Origin of the sequence: Phaeobacter gallaeciensis DSM 26640 (genome assembly GCF_000511385.1) — a bacterium.
Taxonomy (GTDB): Bacteria; Pseudomonadota; Alphaproteobacteria; order Rhodobacterales; family Rhodobacteraceae; genus Phaeobacter; species Phaeobacter gallaeciensis.
This window is the reverse complement of the sequence record NC_023137.1, coordinates 1,973,354-1,999,500: the sequence shown is the minus strand read 5'-3', so window position 1 is coordinate 1,999,500 and position 26,147 is coordinate 1,973,354. Positions and strand designations below refer to the sequence as shown.

Sequence of the window (26,147 nt, the reverse complement as noted above, 5' to 3'; positions counted from 1 at the left end):
CATGCTGGCATTGATTGCAGGGCAGGGCGCCTTGCCTGCCGAACTGGCCGCGCGCTTGTCTGATCGACCTCTGATCTGCGCCATGCGCGGATCGGAACCGGATCACATTGAGCCGGAACTGACCTTTCGTCTGGAGCAACTCGGCAGCTTTATCGCGCGGTTGGCAGCCTCAGGTGTGGCGGAGATTTGCCTTGCCGGGGCCGTGCGTCGTCCGGCGATTGAACCCGGCGAGATTGACGCCGAGACCCTGCCGCTGGTGCCGGTGCTTCAGGGCGCTTTGGCCGCCGGCGATGACGGCGCGCTGCGAGCCATCATCGGCATCTTTGAGCAGGCAGGTATGACCGTGCGCGCTGCCCATGAGGTGGCGCCGGATCTGTTGATGGCAGAGGGCATTCCGACCGAGGTCAAACCGGGAGAGCTGGACAAGCCTGATGCAGAGCGTGGCGCCGAGGTTGTTGACGCCATGAGCCGCGCCGACGTGGGCCAGTCCTGCGCCGTGCGTCGAGGGCAGGCGATTGCGGTGGAAAACCTCTTTGGTACAGACTGGATGCTGAGCGCACTACAAAAACGCCCGGATGGCACCGGTGGGTTGTTGTTCAAGGCGCCCAAACCGGGGCAAGACCGTCGCGCGGATCTGCCCACCATCGGCGTGCAGACGGTTGAGCTGGCGGCGAAGGCAGGGCTCTCCGGTATCGTGCTGGAAGCTGGCGGCGTTATTGTCCTGAATCAGGATGAGGTGGTTGCGGCCTGCAATCGCCTTGGTCTGTTTCTCTGGCTGCGCAACGCATGAGCCTGCGGGTGTTCATCCTTGCTGGGGAACCTTCGGGGGACCGGCTGGGAGGGGCCTTGATGGAAGGCCTGCGGCAGCTGCGCCCGGATGTCAGTTTCGAGGGGGTGGGCGGCGCGCTGATGGCTGAGCAAGGGCTGGCCTCGCGCTTCGATATGTCGGAACTCTCGGTGATGGGGCTGGCGGAGGTACTGCCGAAGTACCGCCACCTGAAACGCCGCATTCGCGAAACCGCGGAGGCTGTGCTGGATATGCAGCCGGATGTGATGATCACCATCGACAGCCCGGATTTCTCCCTGCGGGTCGCCGCCTTGGTGAAAGAGGCCAGTGATATCCGCACGGTACATTATGTGGCGCCCTCGGTCTGGGCCTGGCGTCCCAAACGGGCAGAGAAGATGGCCAAGGTCATCGACCATGTGCTGGCGCTGTTGCCGTTTGAGCCGCCCTATATGCAGGCGGCTGGCATGGAGTGCGACTTTGTTGGCCACCCCGTTGTGGGCGAACCACAGGCATCGGCGGAGGAGATTGCCGGTTTTCGCAGCGCTTACCAGCTTGACGATACGCCAATTGTTCTGGCGCTGCCGGGGTCGCGTCGCTCTGAGGTGACACGTCTGGCGCCGGTGTTTGGCGCCGCGCTCAAACAGTTTCAGGACAGCCATCCAGAATACCGGATCGTGGTGCCTGCTGCGGCGCCGGTTGCCGATCTGGTCCGGAGCCATCTGGCGGAATGGTCGGATACGGCGGTGGTGATTGACCCCAATACGCTGGAGCCTGAGGTGGCGAAGGCGCATAAACGCGCGGCTTTTGCGGCGGCGGATCTGGCATTGGCAGCCTCTGGCACTGTCTCGCTGGAGCTGGCAGCGGCGCACACCCCAATGGTGATCGCCTATAAATTCCAGTGGCTCACCTGGCACATCATGCGGCGGATGGCACTGATTGATACGGTGACTCTGGTCAATCTGGTCAGCGACACCCGTGTGGTGCCGGAATGCCTTGGCCCAGAGTGTACGCCGGAGGCTATCGCAAAGGCGCTGATCAAAGTGAAGGCGGAGCCGACCGCGCAATCCTCTGCCATGGCGACGACGATGGAGCGGCTGGGTGAGGGCGGCGAAGATCCGGGCCTGCGCGCGGCCCGCGCCGTGCTGGATCGTCTGCAGACGTAACCCTCCGCCCGGTCCGACGCGTGCCGGACGCAGAGCCGCGCCTAAGGGCAGGTCTGCCCTCAGGTGCTATTTCGAGTTTGCTTTTTGGGGTGTCTGTCAAGGACAGGCCGTGCGTCCCGCGCGGAGGCTGCACCGTCCTTGACAGGCGCGCCGTGTCAGTAACCGCGCCAGATCCAGCCGCCGCCGAAAATACGACTGCCCTCACCGGCGTAGAACACACAGGCCTGACCGGGGGAGATGCCTTCCTCGGGGGTCAGCAGTTCGACTTCAGCTTCGGTCTCTGAAATCGGGCGGATGATGGCGTCACGCGGGGGACGGGTCGAGCGAACCTTGACCTTCAGGTGCCATTCTTTGCGGCTGGTGAACGCCTCATCCCCCAGCCAGTTGATTTCACGCACCGGGATGGTTCGGGTGGCCAGCATCTCCTTGGGGCCGACCACGACCTGTTTGGTGTCAACATCCAGCTTCACCACGTAAAGAGGTTCGCTCAGCCCGCCGATGCCAAGACCGCGACGCTGTCCGATGGTATAGTGAATGACGCCGTCGTGGCTGCCCAGCACGCGCCCATCGGCATGGACAATCTGGCCGGGGTCTGCCGCACCGGGGCGCAGTTTTTCGATCACGCTGGCGTAATCGCCATTCGGGACAAAGCAAATGTCCTGACTGTCGGGCTTGTCCGCGACCGCCAGACCGTATTGAGACGCCATCTCGCGGGTGGCATCCTTGGACGGCAGATGGCCGAGCGGGAAGCGCAGGTAGTCCAGCTGCTCCGGGGTGGTGGAGAACAGGAAGTAGCTCTGGTCGCGATTGGCGTCCTCGGCGGAGTGTAGCTCGGCCCCGTTTGGCCCGTCCTTGCGCTGGATATAATGGCCGGTGGCCATGCAGTCGGCCTCCAGATCCTTCGCGGTTTCCAGCAGATCCTTGAACTTCACCCGTTCGTTACAGCGGATACAGGGCACCGGGGTTGCGCCAGCCAAATAGCTGTCCGCGAACTCATCAATGACCGCATCCTTAAAAATGTTCTCATAATCCAGCACGTAATGAGGAAAGCCCCGCTCCTCCGCAACGCGGCGCGCGTCGTGAATATCGATGCCGGCACAGCAGGCGCCCTTCTTTGCAAGCGCCGCACCGTGATCATAAAGTTGCAGGGTCACACCCACCACATCATAGCCCTCATCGGCCAAATGTGCAGCAACAACAGAGCTGTCGACGCCGCCGGACATGGCCACGACCACCCGAGTTTCGGCGGGTGGTTTGGCAAAGCCAAGCGAATTCAGTTGGGGATGTGCATCCTGCGCCATCAGGCGACTCCTCGGATATGTAGGAAAGACACCGCAGAATATAGGAAAATCCTAATGATCCTCAAGGGGCAGGTTCATCCCTCATTAAGGCGTTTGCGCGAAATGTGGGGACGGACCAATTTCGATGATCCAACGAAGGAAGAGAAGATGTTCTTGAAGAAAGTCGATGGCCCCCGCGCTGTGACCCTGCCCGATGGTACGGTGATGACACGCGCGGATCTGCCGCCAAAGACCACACGGCGCTGGGTGGCATCGCGCAAGGCGGCAGTTGTGCGCGGTGTGCTCTACGGCTTGATCCCGCAGAGCGAGGCATTGCGCCGCTACAGCCTGAGCGAGGAGGAGTTTCGCAGCTGGGTTTCCGCTGTCGCAGACTTTGGCGAGGACGCCCTGAAAGCCACCCGTCTTAAAGACTATCGCAAATCCTGACACAAAAAAATCATTCACACTTGAGGTGATCGCGCAAATTAACCATCATGGTAACGGGCCATTAACTTTTTTCCAGCAAGGTTAATTCGACCTGAGGGAAACAGTGTACAGGCGGAGAAAATAATATGCGCATTCTTCTTGTTGAGGATGATCCAACAACGGCGAAGAGCATTGAGTTGATGCTGACTCATGCGAACCTCAACGTTTATTCGACCGATCTCGGCGAAGAGGGGATCGATCTGGCCAAGCTTTATGATTACGATTTGATTTTGCTGGATCTTAATTTGCCCGATATGAACGGCCACGAGGTGCTGCGGCAGCTGCGGATGGCTCGGATCGAGACACCGATCTTGATCCTGTCCGGTGCCGATGACACCGAGAATAAGATCAAGGGCTTTGGCTTTGGGGCGGATGACTATCTGACGAAACCCTTCCATCGCGAGGAACTGGTGGCCCGTATTCACGCCATCATCCGCCGCTCCAAGGGGCATTCGCAATCAATCATCAATACCGGCAAGATTTCCGTTAATCTGGACGCCAAGACGGTTGAGGTGGGCGGCAAAGCCGTACATCTGACCGGCAAGGAATATCAGATGCTGGAGCTGCTGAGCCTGCGGAAGGGAACGACCCTGACAAAGGAAATGTTCCTCAACCATCTCTATGGCGGTATGGATGAACCAGAGCTGAAAATCATCGACGTCTTCATCTGTAAACTGCGCAAGAAGCTGAGCACTGCAACAGGTGGTGACAACTACATTGAGACAGTCTGGGGCCGGGGCTATGTGCTGCGCGATCCGCAGGACGACCAGATGTCCGGTGGCCACCGGATGGCGGTCGGGGCCTGAGAGGGCACCCGACGACTCTAAACTGACACCCGAACGATCCCGCTGCGGCGGGATTTTTCACATCTGCAGGCCGTGCTGCGGCTGGACGCGATGGCGTCACCGTCCTATCACCTAGCTAAGACAAAGCGAGGCGAGAAACGTGACACAGTCAGGCAAGAACGATCTTAACGGTTTGACCAGCGAAGACGCCCGCAATCGGTTTTTGGTGCTGCAGGATGAGTTGCGCGCGGCCGATCTTGCCTATCATCAGGCCGATGATCCAGAGATCAGTGACGCCGACTATGATGCCAAGAAACGTGAATATCGCGCGCTTGCTGCGCAATTCCCGGAGCTGGCCGACAGTGCGACCGAACTGGAGACGGTTGGTGCGCCGGTGGCCTCTGGCTTTGGCAAAATCACCCATGCGCAGCGGATGATGTCACTGGGCAACGCCTTTGACGATGAGGATGTGCGCGACTTTGACAAGGGGCTGCGGAAATACCTTGGTCTTGGTGCCTCGGAGCCGCTTGCCTATACCGCAGAACCAAAGATCGACGGGTTGTCCCTGTCGCTGCGCTATGAAAACGGCACGTTGATCCATGCGGCCACCCGTGGTGACGGGGCCGTGGGCGAGAATGTGACCGAGAATGCCCGCACCATTGCTGATATACCGCAACAGATCGACGCGGCCCCGGCGGTGCTGGAGGTGCGCGGCGAAGTCTATATGAGCCACGAGGATTTCGCGGCACTCAACGATCGCCACGCTGCGCAGGGCGGCAAGACATTTGCCAATCCGCGTAATGCGGCGGCGGGATCGTTGCGCCAGCTGAATGCGGAGATCACCCGGTCGCGGCCCCTGCGTTTCTTTGCCTATAGCTGGGGTGAGTTGTCAGAACCTTTGGCCGAGACTCAGTTTGATGCGCTTGCGCGACTGCGGGATATGGGATTTCAGACCAATCCCCTTACCAAACACTGCGCTACGACGGACGCGCTGATTGCGCAGTACCGCCTGATCGAGGCGCAGCGCGCGACGCTGGGGTATGATATCGACGGTGTGGTCTACAAGGTGGATGCGCTGGCGTTGCAGGCGCGTCTCGGCTTTCGCTCAACCACACCGCGATGGGCCATCGCGCATAAATTCCCGGCGGAGCTGGCCTGGACGCGGCTGGAGGGCATCGACATTCAGGTGGGACGGACCGGCGCGCTGAGCCCGGTGGCCCGGTTGCAGCCGGTCACCGTGGGCGGCGTCGTTGTCTCGAATGCGACCCTACACAATGAGGATTATATCGCCGGGCTGGATTCCAAAGGCGAAGAAATCCGCGAGGGCAAGGATATCCGGATCGGTGATTGGGTTCAGGTCTATCGCGCGGGCGATGTGATTCCCAAGATTGCCGATGTCGATCTCTCCAAACGCCCCGAGGAAGCCGTGCCTTTTGCCTTCCCTGGGGTTTGTCCCGAATGCGGGAGTGATGCGGTCCGCGAGGAGGGGGACGCGGTGCGCCGTTGCACCGGAGGTCTGATTTGTCCGGCACAAGCAGTTGAAAAACTGAAGCATTTCGTCTCGCGCAAGGCCTTTGATATCGATGGTCTGGGGGCCAAGCAGATCGAAGCCTTCTACGGTGACGAGGTGCTGGCGATCAAAACCCCTGCCGATATCTTCACCCTTCAGGCGCGGGATGCAAAGACGCTGGCCAAGTTGAAGAACCGCGATGGCTGGGGGGACACATCCGCCGCCAATCTGTTTGCGGCGATCGAGGAAAAGCGCAGGATTGAACTGGCACGACTGATCTTTGGCCTTGGGATTCGTCATGTGGGCGAGGTTGGCGCGCGCGATCTGGCCCTGCATTATGGCGACTGGGACGCGATGGCGGCCGCGGTGGACACAGCGCGCCCAGCGGCGCTGGCGCAGCGGGCGGCGGATGAGGCGGAGGACCGTGAACGGATCTCTGCCGCGCAGGAGGGGCGCCGCGCCCGGATCAAGGAAGCACGCGACCGCGCCATCGCCGCGCTGAACGTGCCGCTTGATGCGCGCGCGGCCTGGGACGACCTGACGGGTATTGATGGCATTGGCGCCACGCTTGGGTTGTCGCTGTCCGATGCCTTTGCCAATGCGGATGAGCGGGCGGCCTTTGATGACTTGCGCGGCCATCTGAACATCATCCCGCCAGAGGCGCCTCAGAATGACAGTCCGGTCACCGGGCTGACGGTGGTTTTCACAGGCACATTGGAGAAGATGACCCGCGCAGAGGCCAAGGCCCGCGCCGAAGGGTTGGGCGCGAAGGTCGCCGGATCGGTGTCGAAGAAAACCGATATTCTGGTGGCAGGCCCGGGTGCTGGGTCAAAGGAGCAGAAAGCCCGCGATTTGGGGGTGCGGATCCTGGATGAGGACGGCTGGCTGGAGCTGATTGCAGGCACATGAGCGGCAGACCAGAGATCCTGTTTCCGCTGTTTGCCGGGTTGGAAACACTACAGGGAATCGGCCCGAAGACGGCGCAGCATTTCGGGCAGATCGATATAGAGACGCCGCGCGACCTGTTGTATTCGCTGCCTTATTCGATTGTGGATCGACGTCGTCGCGACAGTATTCGTGGGCTTGATTACCCCACTGTTGCCACGGTGGAGGTCACCATCGGTGCACATCGGCCTGCGCGCAACAAGGGCGGCGCCTACCGGATCCATGTGAGCGATGCGGAGGAAGAATTCCAGCTGGTGTTCTTCCACGGGCGTAGCCGCTACCTTGAGGCGCAGCTGCCGGAGGGCGCGCGCCGGGTGGTGTCGGGCAAGCTGGAGCTGTTTGATGGCATCGCCCAGATGGTGCATCCCGATCATATGGTGCCGGTGGCTGAGGCGGGGGATATTCCCGAGTTTGAGCCAGTCTATCATCTGACCCATGGGGTCTCGCAAAAGACGATGTTCAAGGCGGCGCAAAGCGCGCTGTCGCGGCTGCCAGAGCTTCAGGAATGGGCTGACCCCTCGCAGATCCGACAGGAGGACTGGCCGACGTGGCAGGAGGCCTTGGTCGCTGCACATACCCCTGATGGGCTGGATGCACTGGCGGCTGAATCGCCGGGGCGGACGCGACTGGCCTATGATGAGCTGTTTGCCCATCAGCTGACGTTGGCGCTGGCACGGCTACGGGATCGTGGACTGCCTGGGCGCAGCAGTCTGGGCAATGGCCGTCTGCAATCGCGGGTATTGGCTGCCTTACCGTATCGCCCCACCGGCGCGCAGGCCCGCGCGATTGAGGAGATCAGCGCCGATATGGCGCGAGATGCGCGGATGAACCGGCTGTTGCAGGGCGACGTCGGTGCCGGGAAAACTCTGGTTGCTTTCATGGCCTTGCTGGTCGCAGTTGAGGCAGGTGGGCAGGGCGTGATGATGGCACCGACGGAAATTCTGGCCCGTCAGCATCTGGAGGCACTGCGCCCGCTGGCAGAGACCGCAGGCGTGGTGCTGGAGATTTTGACGGGCCGTGACAAAGGCCGGGAACGGGCCGCAAAATGCGCGGCGCTGGCGCGGGGTGATATCCAAATCCTGGTGGGCACCCATGCGGTATTCCAGCCAGATGTCGTGTTTCAGGATCTGCGCTTGGCGATTGTCGATGAACAGCACCGGTTCGGTGTGCGCCAGCGAATGGAACTGGCGGAGAAGGGCAAGGGCGCGGATGTGCTGGTGATGACCGCAACGCCGATCCCGCGGTCGTTGGCGCTGACGCAGTACGGCGATATGGATGTGTCGGTGCTGGATGAAAAGCCACCCGGGCGCAAGCCGGTGAAAACCGCTGTCATCAGTACAGAGCGCATGCAGGAGGTTGTCAGCCATCTGCGCGGGGCCATTGACGAAGAGCGGCAATGCTATTGGGTCTGCCCTCTGGTCGAAGAATCCGAAGTGATGGATCTGACCGCTGCCGAGGAACGGTTCAAGCAACTGCGTGCGGTGCTGGGTGATGGCGTGGTGGGCTTGGTTCACGGACAGATGCCAGCGGCAGAGAAAGACGCGGCCATGGCGGCGTTTCAGGCCGGGGAGACCAAGGTGCTGGTCGCGACCACGGTGATTGAGGTGGGGGTCAATGTGCCCAATGCCTCGATCATGGTGATTGAGCGGGCAGAGATCTTTGGCTTGGCGCAGCTGCACCAGCTGCGTGGACGTGTCGGACGCGGGGAGGCGGCCTCGACCTGCCTTCTGCTCTACCAAGCGCCGCTCAGCAAGGGCGGGCAGAAACGCCTGGAGATCTTGCGGGAGACCGAGGATGGCTTTCGCATTGCTGAGACCGATCTGGAGATGCGCGGTGCGGGGGACGTTATCGGCACCGCGCAATCGGGTTTGCCGCGATTCCGTATCGCTGATCTGGATCGGCAGGCCGGTCTGATGGCAGTGGCGCAAAGTGATGCGCGGGCGTTGCTGGCCTCTGACCCTGATCTGTCCAGTCCACGAGGGCAGGCGGCGCGTGTTCTGTTGTGGCTGATGAAGCAGGATCAGGCCATTCGTTTGATTTCGGTGGGTTAGCACCTGTTTTTGAGCTGGAAACGGCCGCAAACGTAGGGCTTGCGGCTGGCGTTCTGTGGCTTTGCTCTGTCTTCTGTTCCCTCTTGTTCGCAAATGTTCTTATAAAGTTCTTTACAGGTTCCGCTGAATGTGAGAACAAATAAGCAACAAAACGCCAGAGAGCGATAGCAAGACAGACAGGAGGACGTACCATGATGACCCAAATCAAGACGACTGTTCAGAATGCCCAATCGACACTGCTGCAGGACGCCATCGGCGCGGCGGCTCTGGTTGTGATGCTGGTGGCGGGTTTGCACCTGCCCGGCCTGCTGTGATGTGACCGACCGGCCAGCTGTGAGTTTTTAGATTTCCTGATCGCACTCTTTATGCCGGACGGGGCCGCCTGTCCCAAGCCTGCCCGGTTTGCCTGCCGGTCTGGCCGACCTGCCTCAGGTCAACAGGTCCCGTTCGGGTCCCGCATGAGAGAGCATACTGCCGCCGCCACCCTTTGGGTGTGCGGCGGTTTTTTGGTGTGGTTCGTGGACTATGGATACGACGACAGCCGCGCGCGGATGTCGGGACCGTCGGCGCCACGTAGCATACTTGCGGGTCAGCAGTGGTCAGGCTTGAGCGCAGACCGCTTAGGCGCAGGTCTGTTCCTGATGGGTCTGCATCGCCTCATAGGTGGCATCCAGCGCCAGCAGGATCGAGGCGTGGCGGTTCTTGAACTCCCGCGCGGGGATCAGTACCTCAAACCCGTCGAAGGGCGCATCCGGGACCAGGCCATCCTCCGTTAGCATTGCCTTCAGTTGCTGACGCGCGCACTCGACCTCAGGCAGGGTACGGCCAAGGATGACCTCGCCGACCACCGCGGCGGAGGCCTGACCCAGTGCGCAGGCTTTGACGTCCTGACCGAAGGCGGCAATTGCGCCATCCTTGATCTGAAGATCCACCGTCACCGTCGAGCCACAGAGGGGGGAGCGTTTTTTCACCGTCACATCCGGGGATTCAAGGCGCTCCAGATGCGGAATATCGGCGGCCAGCGCCAAGATCCGTGCGGAGTAGAGTTTTATCAGATCGGTCTCGCCGGACATTGGGTACCTCGGGCTTTCCCTTACGCGCTGTTCCCAATACATAGGGGGCCAGTTCCCAGATGCAAAAGGTTTTTGCCATGTCGTTTGATCCTCTTAGCCTAAAGTATAATGAGGCCGGTCTGATCCCCTGCATTGCGCAGGAGGAAGACAGCGGCGAGGTCCTGATGATGGCCTGGATGAATGCTGAGGCGGTGATGAAGACGCTGGAGAGTGGCAGGGTTACCTATTGGTCACGCTCGCGTCAGTCCTTCTGGATCAAGGGAGAAAGCTCCGGCCATGTCCAGGAACTGGTGGACCTGCGGGTGGATTGCGACCGCGATTGCCTATTGGCGGTGGTGCGTCAGACCGGAGCGGCCTGCCACACCAACCGACGGACCTGTTTCTATACTGCGGTGCGGGACGGGGAAGAGATCGAGCTGATGAAGCCTATGGCCTGAATACTGGCCTGCGTGGCGCCACGCGCTGTGGACGGCCCCGAGGGGCCGTGCCTCCGGCGGGGATATTTTTAGCCAGAAGATGGGGCAGGGCTGGCGTGGCCGAGGCCAACCATGGCGCGGATCTCTTGCGCTGTTACGCCTTCGGCGCGGTATTTGGCGATGGCGCGGGCATCATCACGCTTGGCAAGGCGCTTGCCTTGATCATCACGGATCAGATGGTGGTGGTGATATGTTGGCGTAGGCAGGCCAAGCAGCGCCTGTAGCAGCACATGTATCTGTGTCGCTTCGAATAGGTCTTCGCCCCGGACCACATGGCTGATGGCTTGATCGGCGTCATCCACCACCACGGAAAGGTGATAGGCGCTGCCCATGCCGCGGCGCACCAGAATGATGTCGCCGACCGCTTGGCGCAGTTGATCGGGGTCCAGCGGATGCAGACCTTCATAGGTCTTGCCTGTCTCAATAAAGGACCGGAGGGGCGTGGCAGCGAGGGCTTTTCCCATATTGAGGCGGATCACATCATTGGGACCCGCGTCCGTCATCGGGCGGCTCCTGCAGGTGCCGGGGTAGATACGTCCGTCGGGGCCGAATTGCGGCACGCCCTCTTGCGGAGCGCCGACGGCGGCCTCTATGTCGCGGCGATTGCAGCGGCAGGGGTAGGTGAGACCCATGGCGGTGAGTTGGTCCAAGGCGGCCCGGTAGCGGGGCAGTCGCTCTGACTGGCGCAGGACAGGTTCAGGCCAGCTAAGGCCCAGCCAGCGCAGATCATCATAGATCTGCTGTTCCCACTCGGACCGTGACCGAGAGATGTCGATATCCTCGATCCGCAACAGGAATTTGCCGCCTGCCATAGCAGCCATATCCTGCGCCAATAGCGCGGAATAGGCGTGGCCGAGGTGCAGTGGTCCGGTTGGCGAGGGCGCAAAACGGGTGGTGAATGTCACGCTTTCTCAATCACATATACGGTAGACTTAAGGTTGATACCGGGGAGGTGGTCGCCATGTTCCTGAAAGAGCAATCTTGCAGCACCAACGTCAACCCATTCGATGAGTTTTCCGGTATAGGCGGGATCCGCCAATGCGTGATCATTATAAGAAAACGCAAATAATCCGCCGCGAGGCAGAGCGTGGAGGATCATGTCGAAAACCTCCGGCGGGGCGGCACCGGTGCCTAGCACGCCGCAGCCGGTGATCCGCCGGTAGCTGCCGCGCGGGATCGGCGCGCTGTCACTTACGCTGATGGCTGTGAGCTTGCGATAGGCCGACTTGCTGCGGGCCTGATCCAGCATATCGGCAGAGGGGTCCATCCCGTCGACAATCTCAAACCCCTGACGCCGCAGTGCGAGCCCCGAAAGGCCCGTGCCGCAGCCGAAATCCAGCACCGGTTCGCTCATGTCCGGCTGGACCTCTGCCAGTGCTGCGGCAATCCGTCCCGGGGTTGCATAGCCATTGTCAGCAATCTCGGCGTCATAGGAAGCGGCCCATTGGTTGTAGTGATCCAGGGTCGCTTCCGGGGTTTCAAGGCCATAGGCCTTGTCGAGAAATTTGTCGCTCATGGCATCAGCTTAGGCGCAGCGGCTGCGACCCGTCTAGGAAAAGTTTGCCAGCCATTCCTGCCAGGCGACTTTGGCACGGTCGGTATAGGCCTTGTAACGGTCCTTGCGGCCACGGCGGCCGCCCTTGAGGCCGTCGACCGGTTGGAACAGGCCGAAGTTCACGTTCATCGGCTGGAAAGTCTTCGCCTCAGCCCCGCCGGTGATGTGGTGGATCAGGGCACCCATGGCGCTTTCTTGTGGCACCTCTGGCAGATCCTGGCCGAGGATCTCTGCCGCTGCCATCCGCCCCGCTAGCAAACCCATCGCAGCACTTTCGACATAGCCCTCAACCCCGGTGATCTGACCGGCAAAGCGCAAATGGGGTTTCGATTTCAGCCGCATCTGATTGTCCAGAAGCGTGGGCGAGTTGAGGAACGTGTTGCGGTGAATACCGCCGAGGCGGGCAAAGCTGGCGTTTTCCAGCCCCGGAATCATCCGCAGCACCTCTGTTTGAGCGCCGTATTTCATTTTGGTCTGGAAGCCGACGATGTTGAACAGCGTCCCCAGCGCATTGTCGCGACGCAGCTGGACAACGGCATGGGCCTTGACCTCTGGCTGATGCGGATTGGTCAGGCCGACGGGCTTCATCGGGCCGTGACGCAGGGTTTCGCGGCCGCGTTCAGCCATCACCTCGATCGGCAGGCAGCCGTCGAAATAGCCGACGGTCTCGCCCTCGTGGAACTCGGTTTTATCAGCAGCCAACAACGCGTCGATGAAGGCCTCGTACTGATCCTTGTCCATCGGGCAGTTGAGATAGGCTGTGCGCTCTTCCTCGGTCTCGCCCTTGTCATAGCGCGACTGCATCCAGGCCTTCGACATGTCGATGCTCTCAGCGTAGATGATCGGCGCGATGGCATCGAAGAAGGCCAGTGCCTCAGCGCCGGTTTCCCGTTGAATGGCCTGACCCAGGCTGGCGGAGGTCAGCGGACCGGTGGCAAAGATCCAGTGGCCGTCCGTGGGCAGGTCAGTGATTTCCTCGTAGGAAACGGTGACATTCGGCAGGGCTTTCAGCCGGGCCGTCACGGTTTCGGCAAAGGGTTCACGGTCCACAGCCAATGCGCCCCCGGCGGGCAGGCGATGCTGCTCTGCGGTGGACATGATCAGGCCGTTTGCCGCCCGCATCTCCCAATGCAACAGGCCTACGGCGTTCTGCTCATCATCGTCCGAACGGAAGGAGTTGGAACAGACCATCTCCCCCAGATTGCCGGTTTGATGGGCAAAAGTCTCCACCTTGGGGCGCATTTCATGCAGCACCACGTCTACGCCCATATGTGCGGCCTGCCATGCGGCCTCTGAGCCGGCCATGCCGCCGCCCACGATATGCAATGTTTTTGTCATGCCCGCCACATAGGGCAGCTGGGGCCGTCACGCAATATTGCGCGGTGCGGCTTGTGCTGATCGGTGCGAAAAACTGGCGTTTTGGGGGTCTGTGTTAGCCCAACGCCATCAGTCGCAATGTCGATTGGTCTAAGCGGGAGGAGTATTGGGGTCGCTGGGGAACTGTCTGGCCGGGGGAGAGACCCGGTGGAGGGACGGTCCGCATCAGCGACCCTAATTGTGCCGGGGTTTGTGACCGTGTCTCACAAGCCCTGCCCAATCTTTGCCATGATCTTGCCTTGTTTGAAAGACCCGACATGGAAACAATAAATCGCCAATCGTAAACAAAGACTAAAATTTTCGACGTCTTTTAAACTTTTTAAGCGGATCAGCGATTTTTCCAGTTCGGGTCGCGTTTTTCGAGGAAGGCATCAATGCCTTCGATGGTGTCACCCAGCATCAGATTTTCGACCATGACCGCGCCGGTATGGGCGTAGGCCTCGGCGGTGGACAGCTGAACCTGGTCATAAAACGCGCGTTTGCCGATCTTGACGGCGGCGCCGAGCTTGTCGGCAACGGTTTGGGCGAGGACATCTGTGGTCTGTTCCAGATCCTCAGGCGCGGCGACACGGTTGATCAGCCCCAGCTCCTCGGCGCGCGCCGCGTTGATGAAGTCCCCGGTGGTCAGCATCTCAAACGCGTGTTTGCGGCTGATATTCCGGGTCAGCGCCACCATCGGAGTGGAACAAAACAGGCCGATATTGACGCCATTAACCCCGAACCGCGTATCCTCGGCTGCCACTGCCATGTCGCAGGAGGCGACCAGTTGGCAGCCAGCTGCGGTGGCGATGCCGTGGACCTGTGCGATCACTGGCTGCGGGATCTGTTGCAATCCCAGCATGACCTTGGTGCAGCGATTGAAGAGATCGGCAAAATAGGCCTGCCCGCCATCTTCTGCCTGACGGCCCGCGGTCATCTCGCGCAGATCATGACCGGCGCAAAATGCCTTACCCCGCCCGGCGATGATCACCACGCGGGTTTCGCGGTCGTTTCGCAGGCTGTCGATCTGCGCCTGCAAGGCGGCCAGCATCGCATCAGAGAGCGCATTCAGCCGCTCAGGCGCGTTGAGATAGAGCGTGGCGATGCCGTTGCTGTCGTGACGTTCCAAAATTGTCATCTTGTGTCCCTCCCCGGATTGAGGCCACGTTAGACCAAGTTGCACAAAGGGGGGAGCCGGTTTGCGCCATCGTCCCATGCGACATCGGCTCGCAGGGGCTGTTAAGAACGCGGACAACGACGGAGAGGGACGAGCATGGGGCTGGCTTTTGATGCTGAAGGATTGGATGCCTATCTGCATGAGGTCTTTGCAGAGGTGGCCAATGACTTTGCAATCGACCGGTTGGATGAAGAGGGTATCACCATGCGGCTTCTGGTGGATGAACGCCACCTGCGCCCAGGCGGGACAATCTCCGGCCCATCAATGTTTGGACTCGCGGATGTCACGGTTTATGCGCTGGTTCTGTCGCGGCTGGGACGCAAGGCGCTGGCAGTAACCACCAATGCCTCTTTTGATTTCATGCGCAAGCCGGTTGGCGGCATCCCTCTGGTGGCGGAGGGCAAGCTGTTGAAATTGGGTCGCCAGCTTGCGGTGGGCGATGTGCTGTTGTTTTCGGAAGGGGACCCGCGGCCGGTGGCACGCTCCACCATGACCTATGCGATCCCGCCAGAACGATAGGCACTTGAGCGATAGACGTCAGATAGCTGTGGCCAGCGGCTGGCCGACTTTCACCAATGTCTCGCGACCCTTGGCGCTGTTGGCGACCAGATCGTCGCTGAACTGCACGCGGCCCGGTTCGAACACCACCACGACCGTGGAGCCGCCAAATTTGAAGTAGCCCTTTTCGTCCATCTTCTCGACCGCGCCTGAGGTGCGGGTGTTGATGATGGAGCCGACGCCAAAGGCGCCCACTTCGACAAAGGCGTAGCTGCCAATGGTGTCCGTGTCGATCAGGGTCCAGCTGCGTTTGTTCTCGCCAAAGACATCCGGCCCGGCGCCCAGTGCAATCGGGTTCACCGAATGGAGCGCGCCGGGCAGGTCCTTTGCGGCGCTGATCCGACCGGAGGCGGGGAAATGATAGCGGTGATAATCCGCAGGACAGAGCCGCACGATGGCCAGCGCGCCACCGATGAACCGATCCGCGATGCCGGGCAGCATGGTGCGAATGGACATCGGATGACCCTTTATGGGGACAAAGACGTCCTCCGTCAGTTCGGGAAACACCAACACGCGGCCGTCTGCGGGGCTGGCAATCACGCTGGGGGAAGGATCAAAAGGCCGCGCCTCAGGTCTCAGGTTGCGTGCGAAAAAGTCATTGAATGTATTATATTTATCAGCCTGTCGCGTAGCTTCGCTCATGTCGATGGAAAGATCCTCGATCACGGCGCTGATCTTGCCCCTGGAGAACCGCGAGTCGAACCACGCGCCCATCAACCGGCTGATCAGGGCCGAGCGGAACAGCAGTTTTTCCACCGGTTTCGCGCTGGCGTTCTGATAGGCCCAGCGGATCCATTTTTCGCCCAGCACCACCTCCTCAAAGGTTTCGCCGGTGTCGCGGTCAACAACTAGGATAGGGTCGCGCTGCATGGGATCTGCCCGGTTTGGTTTCGCTCCTGTCGCGCCTAGCAAGAAGCGCGGTCCGGGCCAAGGGGGATTTGAATGACCTGGGACCGTCCAGGGGCCGAAGGCCGTTTTGCAAAAGCTCCAGTGGAGCTTTTGAGGCCGTAGGGTGCGGCAGCGTCGGGTACGCGAAGCGTGCCCGCCCTCCGGGCTGGATTGGTACTCAGTCCAAGAAAAAGGGGGCCGAAGCCCCCTGATTGCTGCCCGTTAGGGGAACAGTTTTTTCACGTAGTTCGGCAAGGCGAATGCCGCCTTGTGAACCTCGGGGTTGTAGTACCCGGTCTCGATCCCAGCCGCGGCGAAGCGCGCCTCAAGATCCTCAAGACGCACATTGCGGGCCTTGTCCGAGTGGCTGCCCCAACCAAAGGCCATCGGTCCACCAGCATAAGTGGGCACGGTTGCCAGATAGCAGGAGGCATCGGCAAACAGCGCCTGGAACGCGCGCAGGGTGCCGGTCAGTTCATCGCCCTGCATGAAGGGCACGCCGTTCTGCGTGACGATGATGCCATCCTCAGTGAGTGAACGAGCCGCGTGGCCATAGAAAGTGTCGGTGAACAGCACTTCACCGGGTCCAATCGGATCGGTGGAATCGACGATGATCACATCGAACTTCTCGGTGTTCTCTTTCATGAAGAGCGCGCCGTCATTGATCACCAGATTGAGGCGCGGGTCATCAAAGGCGCCGTCGCTCAGCATCGGCAGGTATTCTTTGGAGAAATCCACCACGCCTGCATCAATTTCCACCATGGTCACATGCTCGACCGAGGTGTGGCGCAGCGCCTCGCGGGCCATGCCGCCGTCGCCGCCGCCAATGATCAGCACGCGCTTTGCGTTGCCATGCGCCATGATCGGCACATGAGTCAGCATTTCATGATAAATGAAATTGTCGCCTTCGGTGGTCTGCACCACGTCATCCAGTGTCAGAATGCGGCCGAACTGGCCGTTCTGAAACACCTTCAGGCGCTGATGTTCGGTGTTGCTGTCATAGAGCATCTCGTCAACGCGTAGGGATTGCGCGTAATGCGCGTGCAGGCGCTCCGTGTTCCAGGTCTGATCGCTCATGCTGCGGCCTCCTTCGACGGGATGCCCTTGGCGAGGAATTCCTCACCGCGCAGCAGTTCACGGACCTCAACGGTGGGCGTGTCAAAGGCCTCTTTCAGCACGTCGACAGCTTTCCATGGTTCGGCGTCGCCACACATGAAGACGTCAAAGGCGCCATAGCCGATCTCGGGCCAAGTGTGGACGGAGATATGGCTCTCGGCGAGAACCGCGACACCGGACACGCCCTGCGGTGAGAACTTATGCGTGTGGATATGCAGCAGCGTGGCGCCGCAGACCTCGACACATTTGCGGAAGGCGTTCTGAATGCGGGTTTCGCAATCCAGACCGCTGCCGTTCATGACCTCGATAATAAGATGGGTTCCGGCAAACACCTTTCCATCCCGACGGATGAAATGGTCTTCGCGATCCGAATCCACAAGTGAGTTTACGATCGCAGTGGTTGCACTGCGGGCGGTATCTTCCTCTTGGGCGCCTGTCTCCAGACCGATCCCCAGTTGGAAGAGGTTGGCGTCCGTCATGACACTCCCCTTCGTTCCAGTAGATGACAATCCAGCCGGCCCTTAGCGCCCCCCCGGATAAGAGTCCGGGGTTGGGATCGGTACCGAAAGTGAAGCGGCATCTATGGTGGGGGCGGGATTCGATCAAGAGGTTTTTTGTAAAATGGATGTGGTCCGCCCATAAAAAAGGCCGGGGCAAGCCCCGGCCGTCAGGTGGTTCCGTTGCCCGGGGATCATGGGCGCCAGAACGGAAGAGTTCCTTGATGCCGTGCCTCTTCACGGGTCAGCCCAACATCTTTGAGCAGTTCCGGAGGCAATTGGCGCAATGCCTGGCGGGTGCGCTGGCGCACTGTCCATTTGGTGACCAGAACCGCAAAGGAGACTGCAACCTCCGCCAGCACCGGCAGGGCGGGGCGGCTGGAGAGATAGAGCATATCCGGCGAGGGGGGTGTTGCGTTCTGTGTCATGGCATTTTCCTATTGTATTGATACAATCCTGTGTTAATATCACAATGCTTGGGTACAATTTGTGAGGCATCATGTCCAAGGAAGGATTGTAATGGGTACAATTTGGCCAGATGAGCTGCCAACTGATATTTCTGGCCGATCCGGCCCCAAATATCAGCGGGTCGCCGATACAATCCGAAACGCGGTTGAGGATGGCACACTTTGTGTTGGTACAAAGCTGCCACCGGTGCGGGAGCTGGCTTACCAGCTGAAAATCACCCCTGGCACCGTCGCGCGGGCGTACTCTCTGCTGACGGATGCAGGGTTGCTGCAGGCAGAGGTGGGGCGCGGCACTTTCGTGGCGGAACCGGAAACCAAGGTTCAGGATGATGTCTGGTCGCGTCAGCTGCATTTGAAGGAGACCAAGGACCCAAGTCATGTCAGCCTGTTCAGCCCTCGGTTGGCGGATGTTGGGCAGGTGGCGGCGATCCGGGAGGCGCTGGTCAAGATTTCGCAAGGCGATCCGTTGCAACTCCTGAATTACCCGACGAGGGATGCCTATCGCCCGCTCCGCGAAGCTGTGGTCAATTGGTTGTCGCAGGACCCGTTGGGCCCACTGGATGAGCGTGACGTGGTGCTGACCCATGGTGGGCAGAACGGCATCCTGACGGTAATGCAGGCCATTCTGAAGGGGCCGCAACCGACCGTGCTGGTCGAAGATCTTTCGTACGCCGGGTTCCGGCGCGCGGCGGAACTGGTGCGCGCGCGGGTTGTGGGTGTTGCGATGGATGAGCATGGCATTCTGCCCGACTCTCTGGAACTGGCCATCCGCAAAACCGGCGCCATGGTGCTCTGCACCAGTCCCGAGGTACATAATCCAACCGGGCTTTACACGCCGCTGGAACGCCGCCAGCAGATCCTTGAAGTGCTGCGCCGCCATGAGGTGCAGATCATCGAGGATGACTGTTATCGGATGGGTGAAGCCCGCGCGCCAAGCTACCGTGCGCTGGCGCCGGATCTCTCCTGGCATGTTTCGTCGATTTCCAAGACCCTGACACCATCGCTGCGAGTTGGGTTTGCGCTGGCCCCCAAGGGGCGTGGCCGGGATCTGCGGCGGATGGCGGAATACAGTTACTTCGGGATTGCGCAGCCGGTTGCCGAGCTGACGCGTATCCTGCTGTCTGATCCGCGCACCAGAAAGCTGGTCGCCGATGTGCGCCGGGAAATGGACAGTTATATACGGATCGCAGTCAACACTCTGGGTGGGTTTGATCTGATCTGGTCGCAGAGCGTGCCGTTTCTATGGCTAAAACTGCCCTCGGGCTGGCGCGCTGCCGCCTTTACTCGCGCGGCAGAGGCTGAGGGTGTGCAGATCCGGTCTGCCGATGAGTTTGCCCTGCGAGATGGCCGCGCGCCCAATGCGGTGCGGATTGCCGTGAACGGTCACGTCACGCCGAAGCAGTTTGAAGATGCCATGCTGCGTCTGCGCGCCCTCTTGGATAACCCACCGGAGCAAATCAGCGTTTGACTGTTGGTCAGCTCTGGGAGGACTGTCCGGAAAAGGAAAAGGGGCCTGAACTGTCAGGCCCCTTTAATATGTGATATGATGATCGACGGGGTCGGTTACTCGACCATGACCGACACGCCTGAGGCGTGGTTACCGATAAACGACCAGTTGTCGCGACCAGCAGCGATACCTGCAGTAATGGCCGCGGCCAGAAGACCGGCAGCCGAGGCGCCGCCTACCACTGTGCCATTCAGCTCCGGCTTAAGCGTGGTCCGGCCGGACTGTTCGCCTGCGTTGCATTGCACATAAGCCGGGGTCGGACGGCGTTTGAGCACCGGAACGTTGACTTTTGCCGGGGTGATGAATGTCGCTTTGAATTCGGTGCTTTCGACTGTGCACCTGGCGCCAACAACCTCGCGCATATTGGCGCTGCTGGGTTGACCGCCCGTCGCCTTCATCTTCTCCTTGTCCAGCACGATATGCGTGCGGAAGGTCAGTTCTTTATAACCCTGAATGCGCGGCGCTGTCGCACTTTGATTCTTGAGCGCCACCGTTACCGGGGGGGTGGTAACTTCGGCATTTTGCATGCAGGCACCAAGGGCCAACGGCAGGGCGCCAGCCAGAGCAAGTTTTCGAAACATGTAATGAGATCCTATAATTCGTCTTTCCGATGCAGCTTTAACGTGTGACATAACGGGTGAAAAGACGTGTAAGCCTGTTCCGTGTCGGCAGTTGCGGTTTTTGATCGGGGCAGCAGCGCATCGGGCGGCGTTGAAATTTGGGGTATTATTATACCTATTTTTTAAGATATTGTTTTTGAACAATTAAATCTGATTTACGGGTGTTGACCTGCGCATTGGGCTGCCGTAAACCCCGTCCATCGAATTCGGGCGTACCGCTTTGGTGTGCCCTTCACGTCAAACAGGATTGACCTGATATGAAAACCTTCTCTGCTACTCCGGCAGACATCGAGAAGAAGTGGATCATCATCGACGCCGAAGGCGTGGTGCTGGGCCGTCTTGCCTCGATCGTCGCCATGCGCCTGCGTGGTAAGCACAAGCCGTCCTTCACTCCTCACATGGATATGGGCGACAATGTCATCGTGATCAACGCTGATAAAATCCAGATGACCGGCAAGAAGCGCGAAGAGCACTTCTACTGGCACACCGGTCACCCCGGTGGCATCAAATCCCGCACCAAACAGCAAATTCTGGAAGGCGCGCACCCTGAGCGCGTGGTCTACCAGGCTGTGAAGCGCATGCTGCCCGGCAACCGCCTGTCGCGCCAGCAGATGACCAACCTGCGCATCTATGCAAGTGCCGAGCACCCGCATGAAGCCCAGTCCCCCGAGGTTCTGGATGTCAAATCCATGAACAAGAAAAACACCCGGAGCTGAGACCGATGGCTGATCAGATCAACACTCTCGAAGAGCTCGGCGCCGTTGCAGGCGTAGAAACCGTAGCAGAAGAAACCATCGTGCGCGAACCCGTTCGTGACGAGCTGGGCCGTGCCTATGCCACCGGTAAGCGGAAGGACGCGGTTGCCCGCGTCTGGATCAAGCCGGGTTCCGGCAAGGTCTCCGTCAACGGTAAAGAGCTGAACGCATATTTTGCACGCCCTGTGCTGCAGATGATCCTGCGCCAGCCGTTCCAGGTTGCCGGTGTCGAAGGTGAATTCGACGTCTACGCAACCGTCAAGGGCGGTGGCCTCTCCGGTCAGGCCGGTGCGGTCAAGCACGGCATCTCCAAGGCGCTGCAGCTGTACAACCCGTCCCTGCGTGGCGCGTTGAAAGCTGCTGGCTTCCTGACCCGCGACAGCCGTGTGGTTGAGCGTAAGAAATTCGGTCGCCGCAAAGCGCGTCGTTCGTTCCAGTTCTCCAAGCGTTAATCGCTGGATCAGATGGATTGGAAAAGGCCGCAGAGAAATCTGCGGCCTTTTTCGTTGTTTGGACTGTTTAGAGGCGACGTCAGTCAGGGCAGATACCACCGGCCATCAGTCTCAGCTATCCGGCTCAATCAGACCTAGTCCGCGCAGATAGATGCCAATGCCGCTTTCCAGCAGATCCTCAGGCGGAAAGGGAGAGACAGCACCGGGAGAGTTCCGCGCGTAAAGTTCAACCACCCCATGGCTCATCGCCAAGATATGGGCTGAAAACATTGAGGCGGGCGGGCGTTTTTCAACGGGGATATGCTGGCTGAGGTCTGCCGCAGCGCGTTCCAGAATGGCCCGTGCGCGGTTGGCGGCCTCGGCCAGCTCTGGCGTTCGGTTCACGGAAATGCCGCTTTCAAACATGGCGATGTAATGGCCGGGATGTTTGCGCGCAAAGGCGAGATAGGCCCGGCCTGTCGCCTCAAACGCGGCCAGGGCAGAGGGCTGATATTTTTCATAGGCGTGCTGCATCAGGTCGGCAAACATGACGTAGCCCTGTCGGCCCGCCTCGGCAATCAGATCCTCTCGCCCGTCGAAGTGACGGTAGACCGCAGCTGGGGTGACGCCTGCCTTTTTGGCGGCCTCCGACAGGGTAAACCCGGTCGGTCCCTTCGCCTCGACCAGGTGCAATGCGGCCTCGACCAGCGCCTGACGCAGGTTGCCGTGGTGGTATCCGCGTTTAGGCATCCCAAAGATCCGGTCCGCCACAGATCGCACCGTCCAGATCGCCAAGCGCCTTGGGATCCTTGTTGGCATAATCAACCGCGTGCAGCACCCGACGGATGGCGGCCAGCCGTGCACGCCGCTTGTCATCTGAGCGTACGATGGTCCAAGGCGCATGGTCCGAATGGCTGCGTGTCAATGTGTCTGCGATCGCGGTGGAGTATTCCTGCCAGAGGCTTAGCCCCTTTACGTCGATCGGGCTCAGCTTCCATTGCTTCAAAGGATCGGTTTCGCGCGACAGGAACCGGCGCAGCTGCTCGGCGCGCCCAACGTTGAGCCAGATCTTGAAGACCTGAATGCCATCCTCAACCAGTGCCTCCTCGAATCCGTTGACCTGATCAAAGAAGCGTTCTCGCTGGCCGTCGGTGCAAAAGCCGAAGACCGGCTCGACCACGCCGCGATTGTACCAGCTGCGATCAAAGAAAACGATTTCACCGGCTGCAGGCAGATGGGTGATGTAGCGCTGGAAATACCATTGCGTCTGTTCGCGTTCGCTGGGTTTGGACAGGGCCACAATGCGGGCACCGCGTGGGTTCAGGTTTTCCCGGAACCGCTTGATGGTGCCGCCTTTACCAGCCGCATCGCGGCCTTCGAAGATGATGGCAATCCGCGCGCCGGTTGCGCGCACCCAGGACTGCATTTTCACCAGTTCGATCTGCAGCCGCTTCATCTCTTTGTCATAGCGCTTGCGGCTCATCCGTTTGTCATAGGGAAAGCCCGGATCCAGCACATCGTCCTTGTCCGAGCCTTTGAGGGCAGCGCGGATCTCATCCGGGGCTTCGGTCTCGTAAAACGCGCTGATGGCACCGTCAAAGGGCAGGGGCATTCGAAAATTCCTTCTGTCTTCTGTCCCTTATATGGGGCTTTGCAGCGAAATGTGAATCGTTTTAACGTAAATTCTCTGCCGTAGCCGCCCGCGCGGCTGCCCTGTCTACCGCCGCAACAACCGCATCGGTGGCGACCTGATGCGGCATATGGCCGATGCCGTCCAGCACCGTGAGATTGAGCGTGGGCACATCGCGGGCCAACTGTCGGGCGTGCAGATCCAGCCCAACGGTGGTGTCGGCACTGCCGTGTATCGCCTCAATCGGTAAGGTAAGTTCACCGTAGCGCGGGGCCATCGTCTTGATTTCAGCTAGCAGATCGGCCCGTTGGCGCGCATTGGCCCGCAACGCGGAGCGGCGCAGGGTCAGGCCGGGTCCGAAATGTTCGAAATACCCGTCTGGGACAGGCTGCGGGGCAAAAACCTCTGTCAGCGTGTCGCGAATGGTGGTCTCCGGAACATAGGCTGTCAGCAGGGGCACCGCCAGCCGCTGACCCAAGGGTGAGGAGGTGACCTTGTAGAAGGTGCTGAGCGGTGTCGGCCAGGGGTGAGAGACCGCACCCACGGTGACCAGCGCAGAGAGACTGTCGGGATCATCCAGCGCCCAGGCCAGCGCAACCCCGCCGCCATAGCTTTGCCCCAAGACGATGGGGCGCGTTGCCCCTAGGTCATCAACGGCACTACGGATCAGGGCGGCTTGCTTGCTCAGGGAGGCTTGTTTGCCGCGGGTGCGGTCACTGTAGCCCAATCCGGGCCGGTCAACGATGATCACCCGGTAGCGGTCGCTGAGGGCCGGGGCGAGGCGGAAGCTCATATCACGGATGTGACCGCTGGCGCCGTGGATCAGCACCAGATCCGGCGCGCGTGTGCCTGCGGGCAGGGCGGCGGGCTGTCCCAGATCCAGCAGGTGCATCTGCTGCCCTTCAACGGTCACAAATGTGCCCTGCGGCGGGTAAGCTGACACCGCCTCCGCCTCGCGCGCGTTCGCCCGCCACAGCGTCACGCCAACGCCAAGCGCCAGAGCCAGCCCGGCGGTCACCATGCCCTTAACGACCAATCTCAGCCATGTCGAAGGGGGTGGATTGGTAGATGTCATTGATCCAGTTACCATAAAGAAGATGCGCATGGCTGCGCCATCTGTTCTGAGGTTTGCGGCTGGGATCATCATCCGGGTAGTAGTTCATCGGCACGTTGATCGGCGTCCCGCTGGCCACGTCGCGGTCATATTCCTGCTTCAACGTATCACTGTCATATTCAAAGTGGTTGAAGATATAGAGTGCCCGGTGGCTCGGATCCTCAATCAGGCAGGGGCCCGCATCCTGACTGCCCAGAAGGCTGCGCAGGCCGGGGCGCGCGTCAATTTCGGACTGGAGAATTTCGGTCCAGCGTGAAACCGGAATGACGCAATCATCCGAAAACCCTCGCAGATAGGGCGAGGCAGGGTCGAGGTTCTGATGCCGGAAACAGCCAAAGACTTTGTGATCCAGGAGGTGCTTTTTCACGCCGTGGAAGTAGTTGATCATCGCCATGCCACCCCAGCAGACGCCAAAGGTGGAATGCACATTGGTCTGGGTCCAGTCAAAGACCTCGCACAGCTCATCCCAATAGGTGACGTCCTCGAACTCAAGATGCTCAATCGGTGCGCCGGTGATGATCAACCCGTCAAAGCGCTGGTCCTTGATCTCCTGAAAGGGACGGTAGAACTCGGCCATATGTTCAGCGGCGGTGTTGCGGGTCTGATGCTCCGTCATGCGGATCAGCGACAGGTCGATCTGCAAGGGCGTCGCGCCGATCAGCCGGGCAAACTGGTTCTCGGTCTGGATTTTCTTTGGCATCAGGTTCAAGAGGCCGATGCGTAGGGGGCGAATGTCCTGACGGGCCGCCTGATCCGGCGACATGACCATCACGCCTTCGTTCGTGAGAACGTCATAGGCGGGGAGGTCTGAAGGGATCTTGATCGGCATGTCCGTGTCCTTTGGTGCTATTTGTCCCGCCCGTACTGGTCGGGAATTCGCCCGTCCGGGAGATGGCCCGGATCTGGCTCTCGTGATGTAGAAGGCCTAGCCGCGTGCCTCAAGGGCATCTGCGATCACATCTGTGAAATCAGCCTCGCTGCGGATGCCTGATATCTGATCGGCTGTCACCGTGACGCCCCAGTTCTGTGCCATGGCGGCATAGCGCGGCTGGCGATGGGCCAGCGCCTGCGCATAGGTCCAGCGGATGAAACTGTCAGGTTCCACCTCTGCCTCTGATAGGGCGTTTTCCTTTAGATACTCTTGCCAGACACGTGCAAGGAACGCTGGTTCATAAGCCATGGGTTTCGGCGCGCGATCAAAGCGGCGGATCAGCTCTTGGGTATGGGCTTCATCGCCCTTGATCCAGACCATCAGCGTATGCTGCGATAGCTCCGTCAGCAGCGGGTCGTTGGGGTCGCTTGCGTCGACCCATTCGCAGATGCTGCCGCCGGTGTCACAGATGAAGTTTGGATAGTCATAAAGCCGCTCAGCCCGGTCAATGAAATAGCCGGTATCACGCAGCGCGTTCAACTCAGCAGTGCGAAACTGGTCCTGACGGCGGGTATATTCCGCCATAGCCAGCCCGCCCTTGGCCGGGTTGCCGGGTTTGCCCAGATAGGACGCCACCGGTGTCAGGTTCTCAAAGCTGATATTGGAGCCGATATAGATCGAATCCGACAACAGCAGATCCCGCAAGAACGGCACTTTCATGGCCTCGGCTTTGGCGTTGTCAGCGATATATTCGCCCATGTAGCGGGTGCCGATGCGGTAATCGATGGAATAGTGAAACCAGCTGCCCGCACCGCGCAGGATATTGCTGATATAGGTCTTGCCCAGACCGGACATGCCAAAGAACAAAACCCGTTTATGCGGCGCCTTACGCCACGCCTCGGCAGACGAATAGAGCATTTGAAATCCGGTCCCTGTTGGTTCCTTGCCTTGCTACTGACCAATGGCGCGTGGGTCAATCGGCAGCGCCCGAAGGTGACCTGCTCAGATGTAGTCGTGACACGAAAAACCCCCGCACCATGGGTGCGGGG

At 60.2% G+C, this 26,147-nt stretch carries 28 protein-coding genes; 12 read left to right on the top strand and 16 right to left on the bottom strand.

Translation table 11 applies throughout. From position 1 onward, the window contains the following. Position 1 precedes the first annotated feature (1 nt). Positions 2–790 carry an LpxI family protein gene (locus tag GAL_RS09615; protein WP_024097390.1) on the top strand — a complete coding sequence of 263 codons (789 nt, stop codon included), beginning with the start codon at positions 2–4 and terminating at the stop codon, positions 788–790. After that, complete coding sequence (lpxB, locus tag GAL_RS09610; RefSeq protein WP_024097389.1) at positions 787–1,950, top strand: lipid-A-disaccharide synthase; 1,164 nt, start codon at positions 787–789, stop codon at positions 1,948–1,950. The genes GAL_RS09615 and lpxB overlap by 4 nt, the downstream gene beginning before the upstream one ends. Before the next feature lie 155 nt (positions 1,951–2,105). Here the strand turns inward: lpxB and mnmA are convergent, their stop codons facing one another. Beyond that, positions 2,106–3,251: a tRNA 2-thiouridine(34) synthase MnmA gene (mnmA, locus tag GAL_RS09605; protein ID WP_024097388.1), complete on the bottom strand. Its 1,146-nt coding sequence runs from the start codon at positions 3,249–3,251 to the stop codon at positions 2,106–2,108. Between the two features lie 147 nt (positions 3,252–3,398). Between mnmA and sciP the strand changes: the two genes are divergently transcribed. The 5 genes from sciP (at position 3,399) to GAL_RS22895 (ending at position 9,321) form a co-directional block, all read left to right on the top strand. Next, positions 3,399–3,677 (top strand): CtrA inhibitor SciP, encoded by a 279-nt coding sequence (gene sciP / locus GAL_RS09600; RefSeq protein WP_040104126.1) that lies wholly within the window; start codon positions 3,399–3,401, stop codon positions 3,675–3,677. A 125-nt stretch (positions 3,678–3,802) separates the two neighbouring features. Beyond that, complete coding sequence (gene ctrA / locus GAL_RS09595; RefSeq protein WP_014874550.1) at positions 3,803–4,522, top strand: response regulator transcription factor CtrA; 720 nt, start codon at positions 3,803–3,805, stop codon at positions 4,520–4,522. A 139-nt stretch (positions 4,523–4,661) separates the two neighbouring features. Next, positions 4,662–6,920 (top strand): NAD-dependent DNA ligase LigA, encoded by a 2,259-nt coding sequence (gene ligA / locus GAL_RS09590; protein ID WP_024097386.1) that lies wholly within the window; start codon positions 4,662–4,664, stop codon positions 6,918–6,920. Next, positions 6,917–9,007 carry an ATP-dependent DNA helicase RecG gene (recG, locus tag GAL_RS09585; protein ID WP_024097385.1) on the top strand — a complete coding sequence of 697 codons (2,091 nt, stop codon included), beginning with the start codon at positions 6,917–6,919 and terminating at the stop codon, positions 9,005–9,007. The genes ligA and recG overlap by 4 nt, the downstream gene beginning before the upstream one ends. A gap of 191 nt (positions 9,008–9,198) precedes the next feature. Next, the gene (locus GAL_RS22895; RefSeq protein WP_024097384.1) at positions 9,199–9,321 is read left to right on the top strand and encodes a hypothetical protein; all 123 of its coding nucleotides are present in this window, start codon (positions 9,199–9,201) and stop codon (positions 9,319–9,321) included. Between the two features lie 306 nt (positions 9,322–9,627). Here GAL_RS22895 and GAL_RS09580 read toward each other — a convergent pair whose 3' ends face one another. After that, positions 9,628–10,080 carry an iron-sulfur cluster assembly scaffold protein gene (locus GAL_RS09580; protein WP_024097382.1) on the bottom strand — a complete coding sequence of 151 codons (453 nt, stop codon included), beginning with the start codon at positions 10,078–10,080 and terminating at the stop codon, positions 9,628–9,630. A gap of 59 nt (positions 10,081–10,139) precedes the next feature. Between GAL_RS09580 and hisI the strand changes: the two genes are divergently transcribed. Further along, positions 10,140–10,517, top strand: a complete 378-nt coding sequence (gene hisI / locus GAL_RS09575) for a phosphoribosyl-AMP cyclohydrolase (RefSeq protein ID WP_024097381.1) — start codon at positions 10,140–10,142, stop codon at positions 10,515–10,517. A gap of 68 nt (positions 10,518–10,585) precedes the next feature. On the opposite strand, the gene gluQRS is transcribed toward hisI, so the two are convergent. The 4 genes from gluQRS to GAL_RS09555 form a co-directional block, all read right to left on the bottom strand. Continuing rightward, on the bottom strand, positions 10,586–11,461 hold the full coding sequence (gene gluQRS / locus GAL_RS09570) for a tRNA glutamyl-Q(34) synthetase GluQRS (RefSeq protein WP_040104050.1): 876 nt from the start codon (positions 11,459–11,461) through the stop codon (positions 10,586–10,588). After that, the gene (locus tag GAL_RS09565; protein WP_024097379.1) at positions 11,458–12,072 is read right to left on the bottom strand and encodes a class I SAM-dependent DNA methyltransferase; all 615 of its coding nucleotides are present in this window, start codon (positions 12,070–12,072) and stop codon (positions 11,458–11,460) included. The genes gluQRS and GAL_RS09565 overlap by 4 nt, the downstream gene beginning before the upstream one ends. A gap of 33 nt (positions 12,073–12,105) precedes the next feature. Continuing rightward, a complete protein-coding gene (trmFO, locus tag GAL_RS09560; protein ID WP_040104049.1) occupies positions 12,106–13,449 on the bottom strand; it encodes a methylenetetrahydrofolate--tRNA-(uracil(54)-C(5))-methyltransferase (FADH(2)-oxidizing) TrmFO in 1,344 nt (447 codons plus the stop codon). Positions 13,450–13,816: 367 nt separating this feature from the next. Continuing rightward, on the bottom strand, positions 13,817–14,605 hold the full coding sequence (locus tag GAL_RS09555; protein ID WP_024097377.1) for an enoyl-CoA hydratase: 789 nt from the start codon (positions 14,603–14,605) through the stop codon (positions 13,817–13,819). A gap of 135 nt (positions 14,606–14,740) precedes the next feature. Here GAL_RS09555 and GAL_RS09550 point away from each other — a divergent pair, with 135 nt between their 5' ends. Continuing rightward, complete coding sequence (locus GAL_RS09550; RefSeq protein ID WP_024097376.1) at positions 14,741–15,163, top strand: PaaI family thioesterase; 423 nt, start codon at positions 14,741–14,743, stop codon at positions 15,161–15,163. Between the two features lie 18 nt (positions 15,164–15,181). Here GAL_RS09550 and asd read toward each other — a convergent pair whose 3' ends face one another. The 4 genes from asd to GAL_RS09530 form a co-directional block, all read right to left on the bottom strand. Further along, on the bottom strand, positions 15,182–16,072 hold the full coding sequence (gene asd, locus GAL_RS09545; RefSeq protein WP_024097375.1) for an archaetidylserine decarboxylase: 891 nt from the start codon (positions 16,070–16,072) through the stop codon (positions 15,182–15,184). A gap of 240 nt (positions 16,073–16,312) precedes the next feature. Beyond that, positions 16,313–17,167 (bottom strand): polyamine aminopropyltransferase, encoded by an 855-nt coding sequence (speE, locus tag GAL_RS09540; RefSeq protein WP_024097374.1) that lies wholly within the window; start codon positions 17,165–17,167, stop codon positions 16,313–16,315. Beyond that, complete coding sequence (gene speD / locus GAL_RS09535; RefSeq protein ID WP_024097373.1) at positions 17,164–17,685, bottom strand: adenosylmethionine decarboxylase; 522 nt, start codon at positions 17,683–17,685, stop codon at positions 17,164–17,166. Before speD ends, speE begins: the two co-directional genes overlap by 4 nt. A gap of 212 nt (positions 17,686–17,897) precedes the next feature. Beyond that, entirely contained in the window at positions 17,898–18,131 is a 234-nt protein-coding gene (locus tag GAL_RS09530; protein ID WP_024097372.1) for a DUF1127 domain-containing protein, read from the bottom strand. Positions 18,132–18,222: 91 nt separating this feature from the next. Here GAL_RS09530 and GAL_RS09525 point away from each other — a divergent pair, with 91 nt between their 5' ends. Then, entirely contained in the window at positions 18,223–19,638 is a 1,416-nt protein-coding gene (locus GAL_RS09525; RefSeq protein WP_024097371.1) for an aminotransferase-like domain-containing protein, read from the top strand. Between the two features lie 95 nt (positions 19,639–19,733). On the opposite strand, the gene GAL_RS09520 is transcribed toward GAL_RS09525, so the two are convergent. Continuing rightward, a complete protein-coding gene (locus GAL_RS09520) occupies positions 19,734–20,258 on the bottom strand; it encodes a hypothetical protein (RefSeq protein WP_024097370.1) in 525 nt (174 codons plus the stop codon). 296 nt (positions 20,259–20,554) lie between these two features. On the opposite strand from GAL_RS09520, the gene rplM reads away from it, so the two are divergent. Further along, on the top strand, positions 20,555–21,013 hold the full coding sequence (gene rplM / locus GAL_RS09515) for a 50S ribosomal protein L13 (RefSeq protein ID WP_014874569.1): 459 nt from the start codon (positions 20,555–20,557) through the stop codon (positions 21,011–21,013). Positions 21,014–21,018: 5 nt separating this feature from the next. Beyond that, positions 21,019–21,504, top strand: coding sequence for a 30S ribosomal protein S9 (rpsI, locus tag GAL_RS09510; protein WP_024097369.1), 486 nt, complete (start codon positions 21,019–21,021; stop codon positions 21,502–21,504). Positions 21,505–21,615: 111 nt separating this feature from the next. Here rpsI and GAL_RS09505 read toward each other — a convergent pair whose 3' ends face one another. The 5 genes from GAL_RS09505 to GAL_RS09485 form a co-directional block, all read right to left on the bottom strand. Beyond that, complete coding sequence (locus GAL_RS09505) at positions 21,616–22,233, bottom strand: TetR/AcrR family transcriptional regulator (protein ID WP_024097368.1); 618 nt, start codon at positions 22,231–22,233, stop codon at positions 21,616–21,618. Continuing rightward, positions 22,226–23,095 carry a polyphosphate kinase 2 gene (gene ppk2 / locus GAL_RS09500; protein ID WP_024097367.1) on the bottom strand — a complete coding sequence of 290 codons (870 nt, stop codon included), beginning with the start codon at positions 23,093–23,095 and terminating at the stop codon, positions 22,226–22,228. The genes GAL_RS09505 and ppk2 overlap by 8 nt, the downstream gene beginning before the upstream one ends. 61 nt (positions 23,096–23,156) lie before the next feature. Next, complete coding sequence (locus GAL_RS09495) at positions 23,157–24,188, bottom strand: alpha/beta fold hydrolase (protein WP_024097366.1); 1,032 nt, start codon at positions 24,186–24,188, stop codon at positions 23,157–23,159. Then, a complete protein-coding gene (metA, locus tag GAL_RS09490; protein ID WP_024097365.1) occupies positions 24,139–25,056 on the bottom strand; it encodes a homoserine O-acetyltransferase MetA in 918 nt (305 codons plus the stop codon). The genes GAL_RS09495 and metA overlap by 50 nt, the downstream gene beginning before the upstream one ends. A 96-nt stretch (positions 25,057–25,152) precedes the next feature. Next, positions 25,153–26,016: a hypothetical protein gene (locus GAL_RS09485; protein ID WP_024097364.1), complete on the bottom strand. Its 864-nt coding sequence runs from the start codon at positions 26,014–26,016 to the stop codon at positions 25,153–25,155. Between the last annotated feature and the right edge of the window lie 131 nt (positions 26,017–26,147).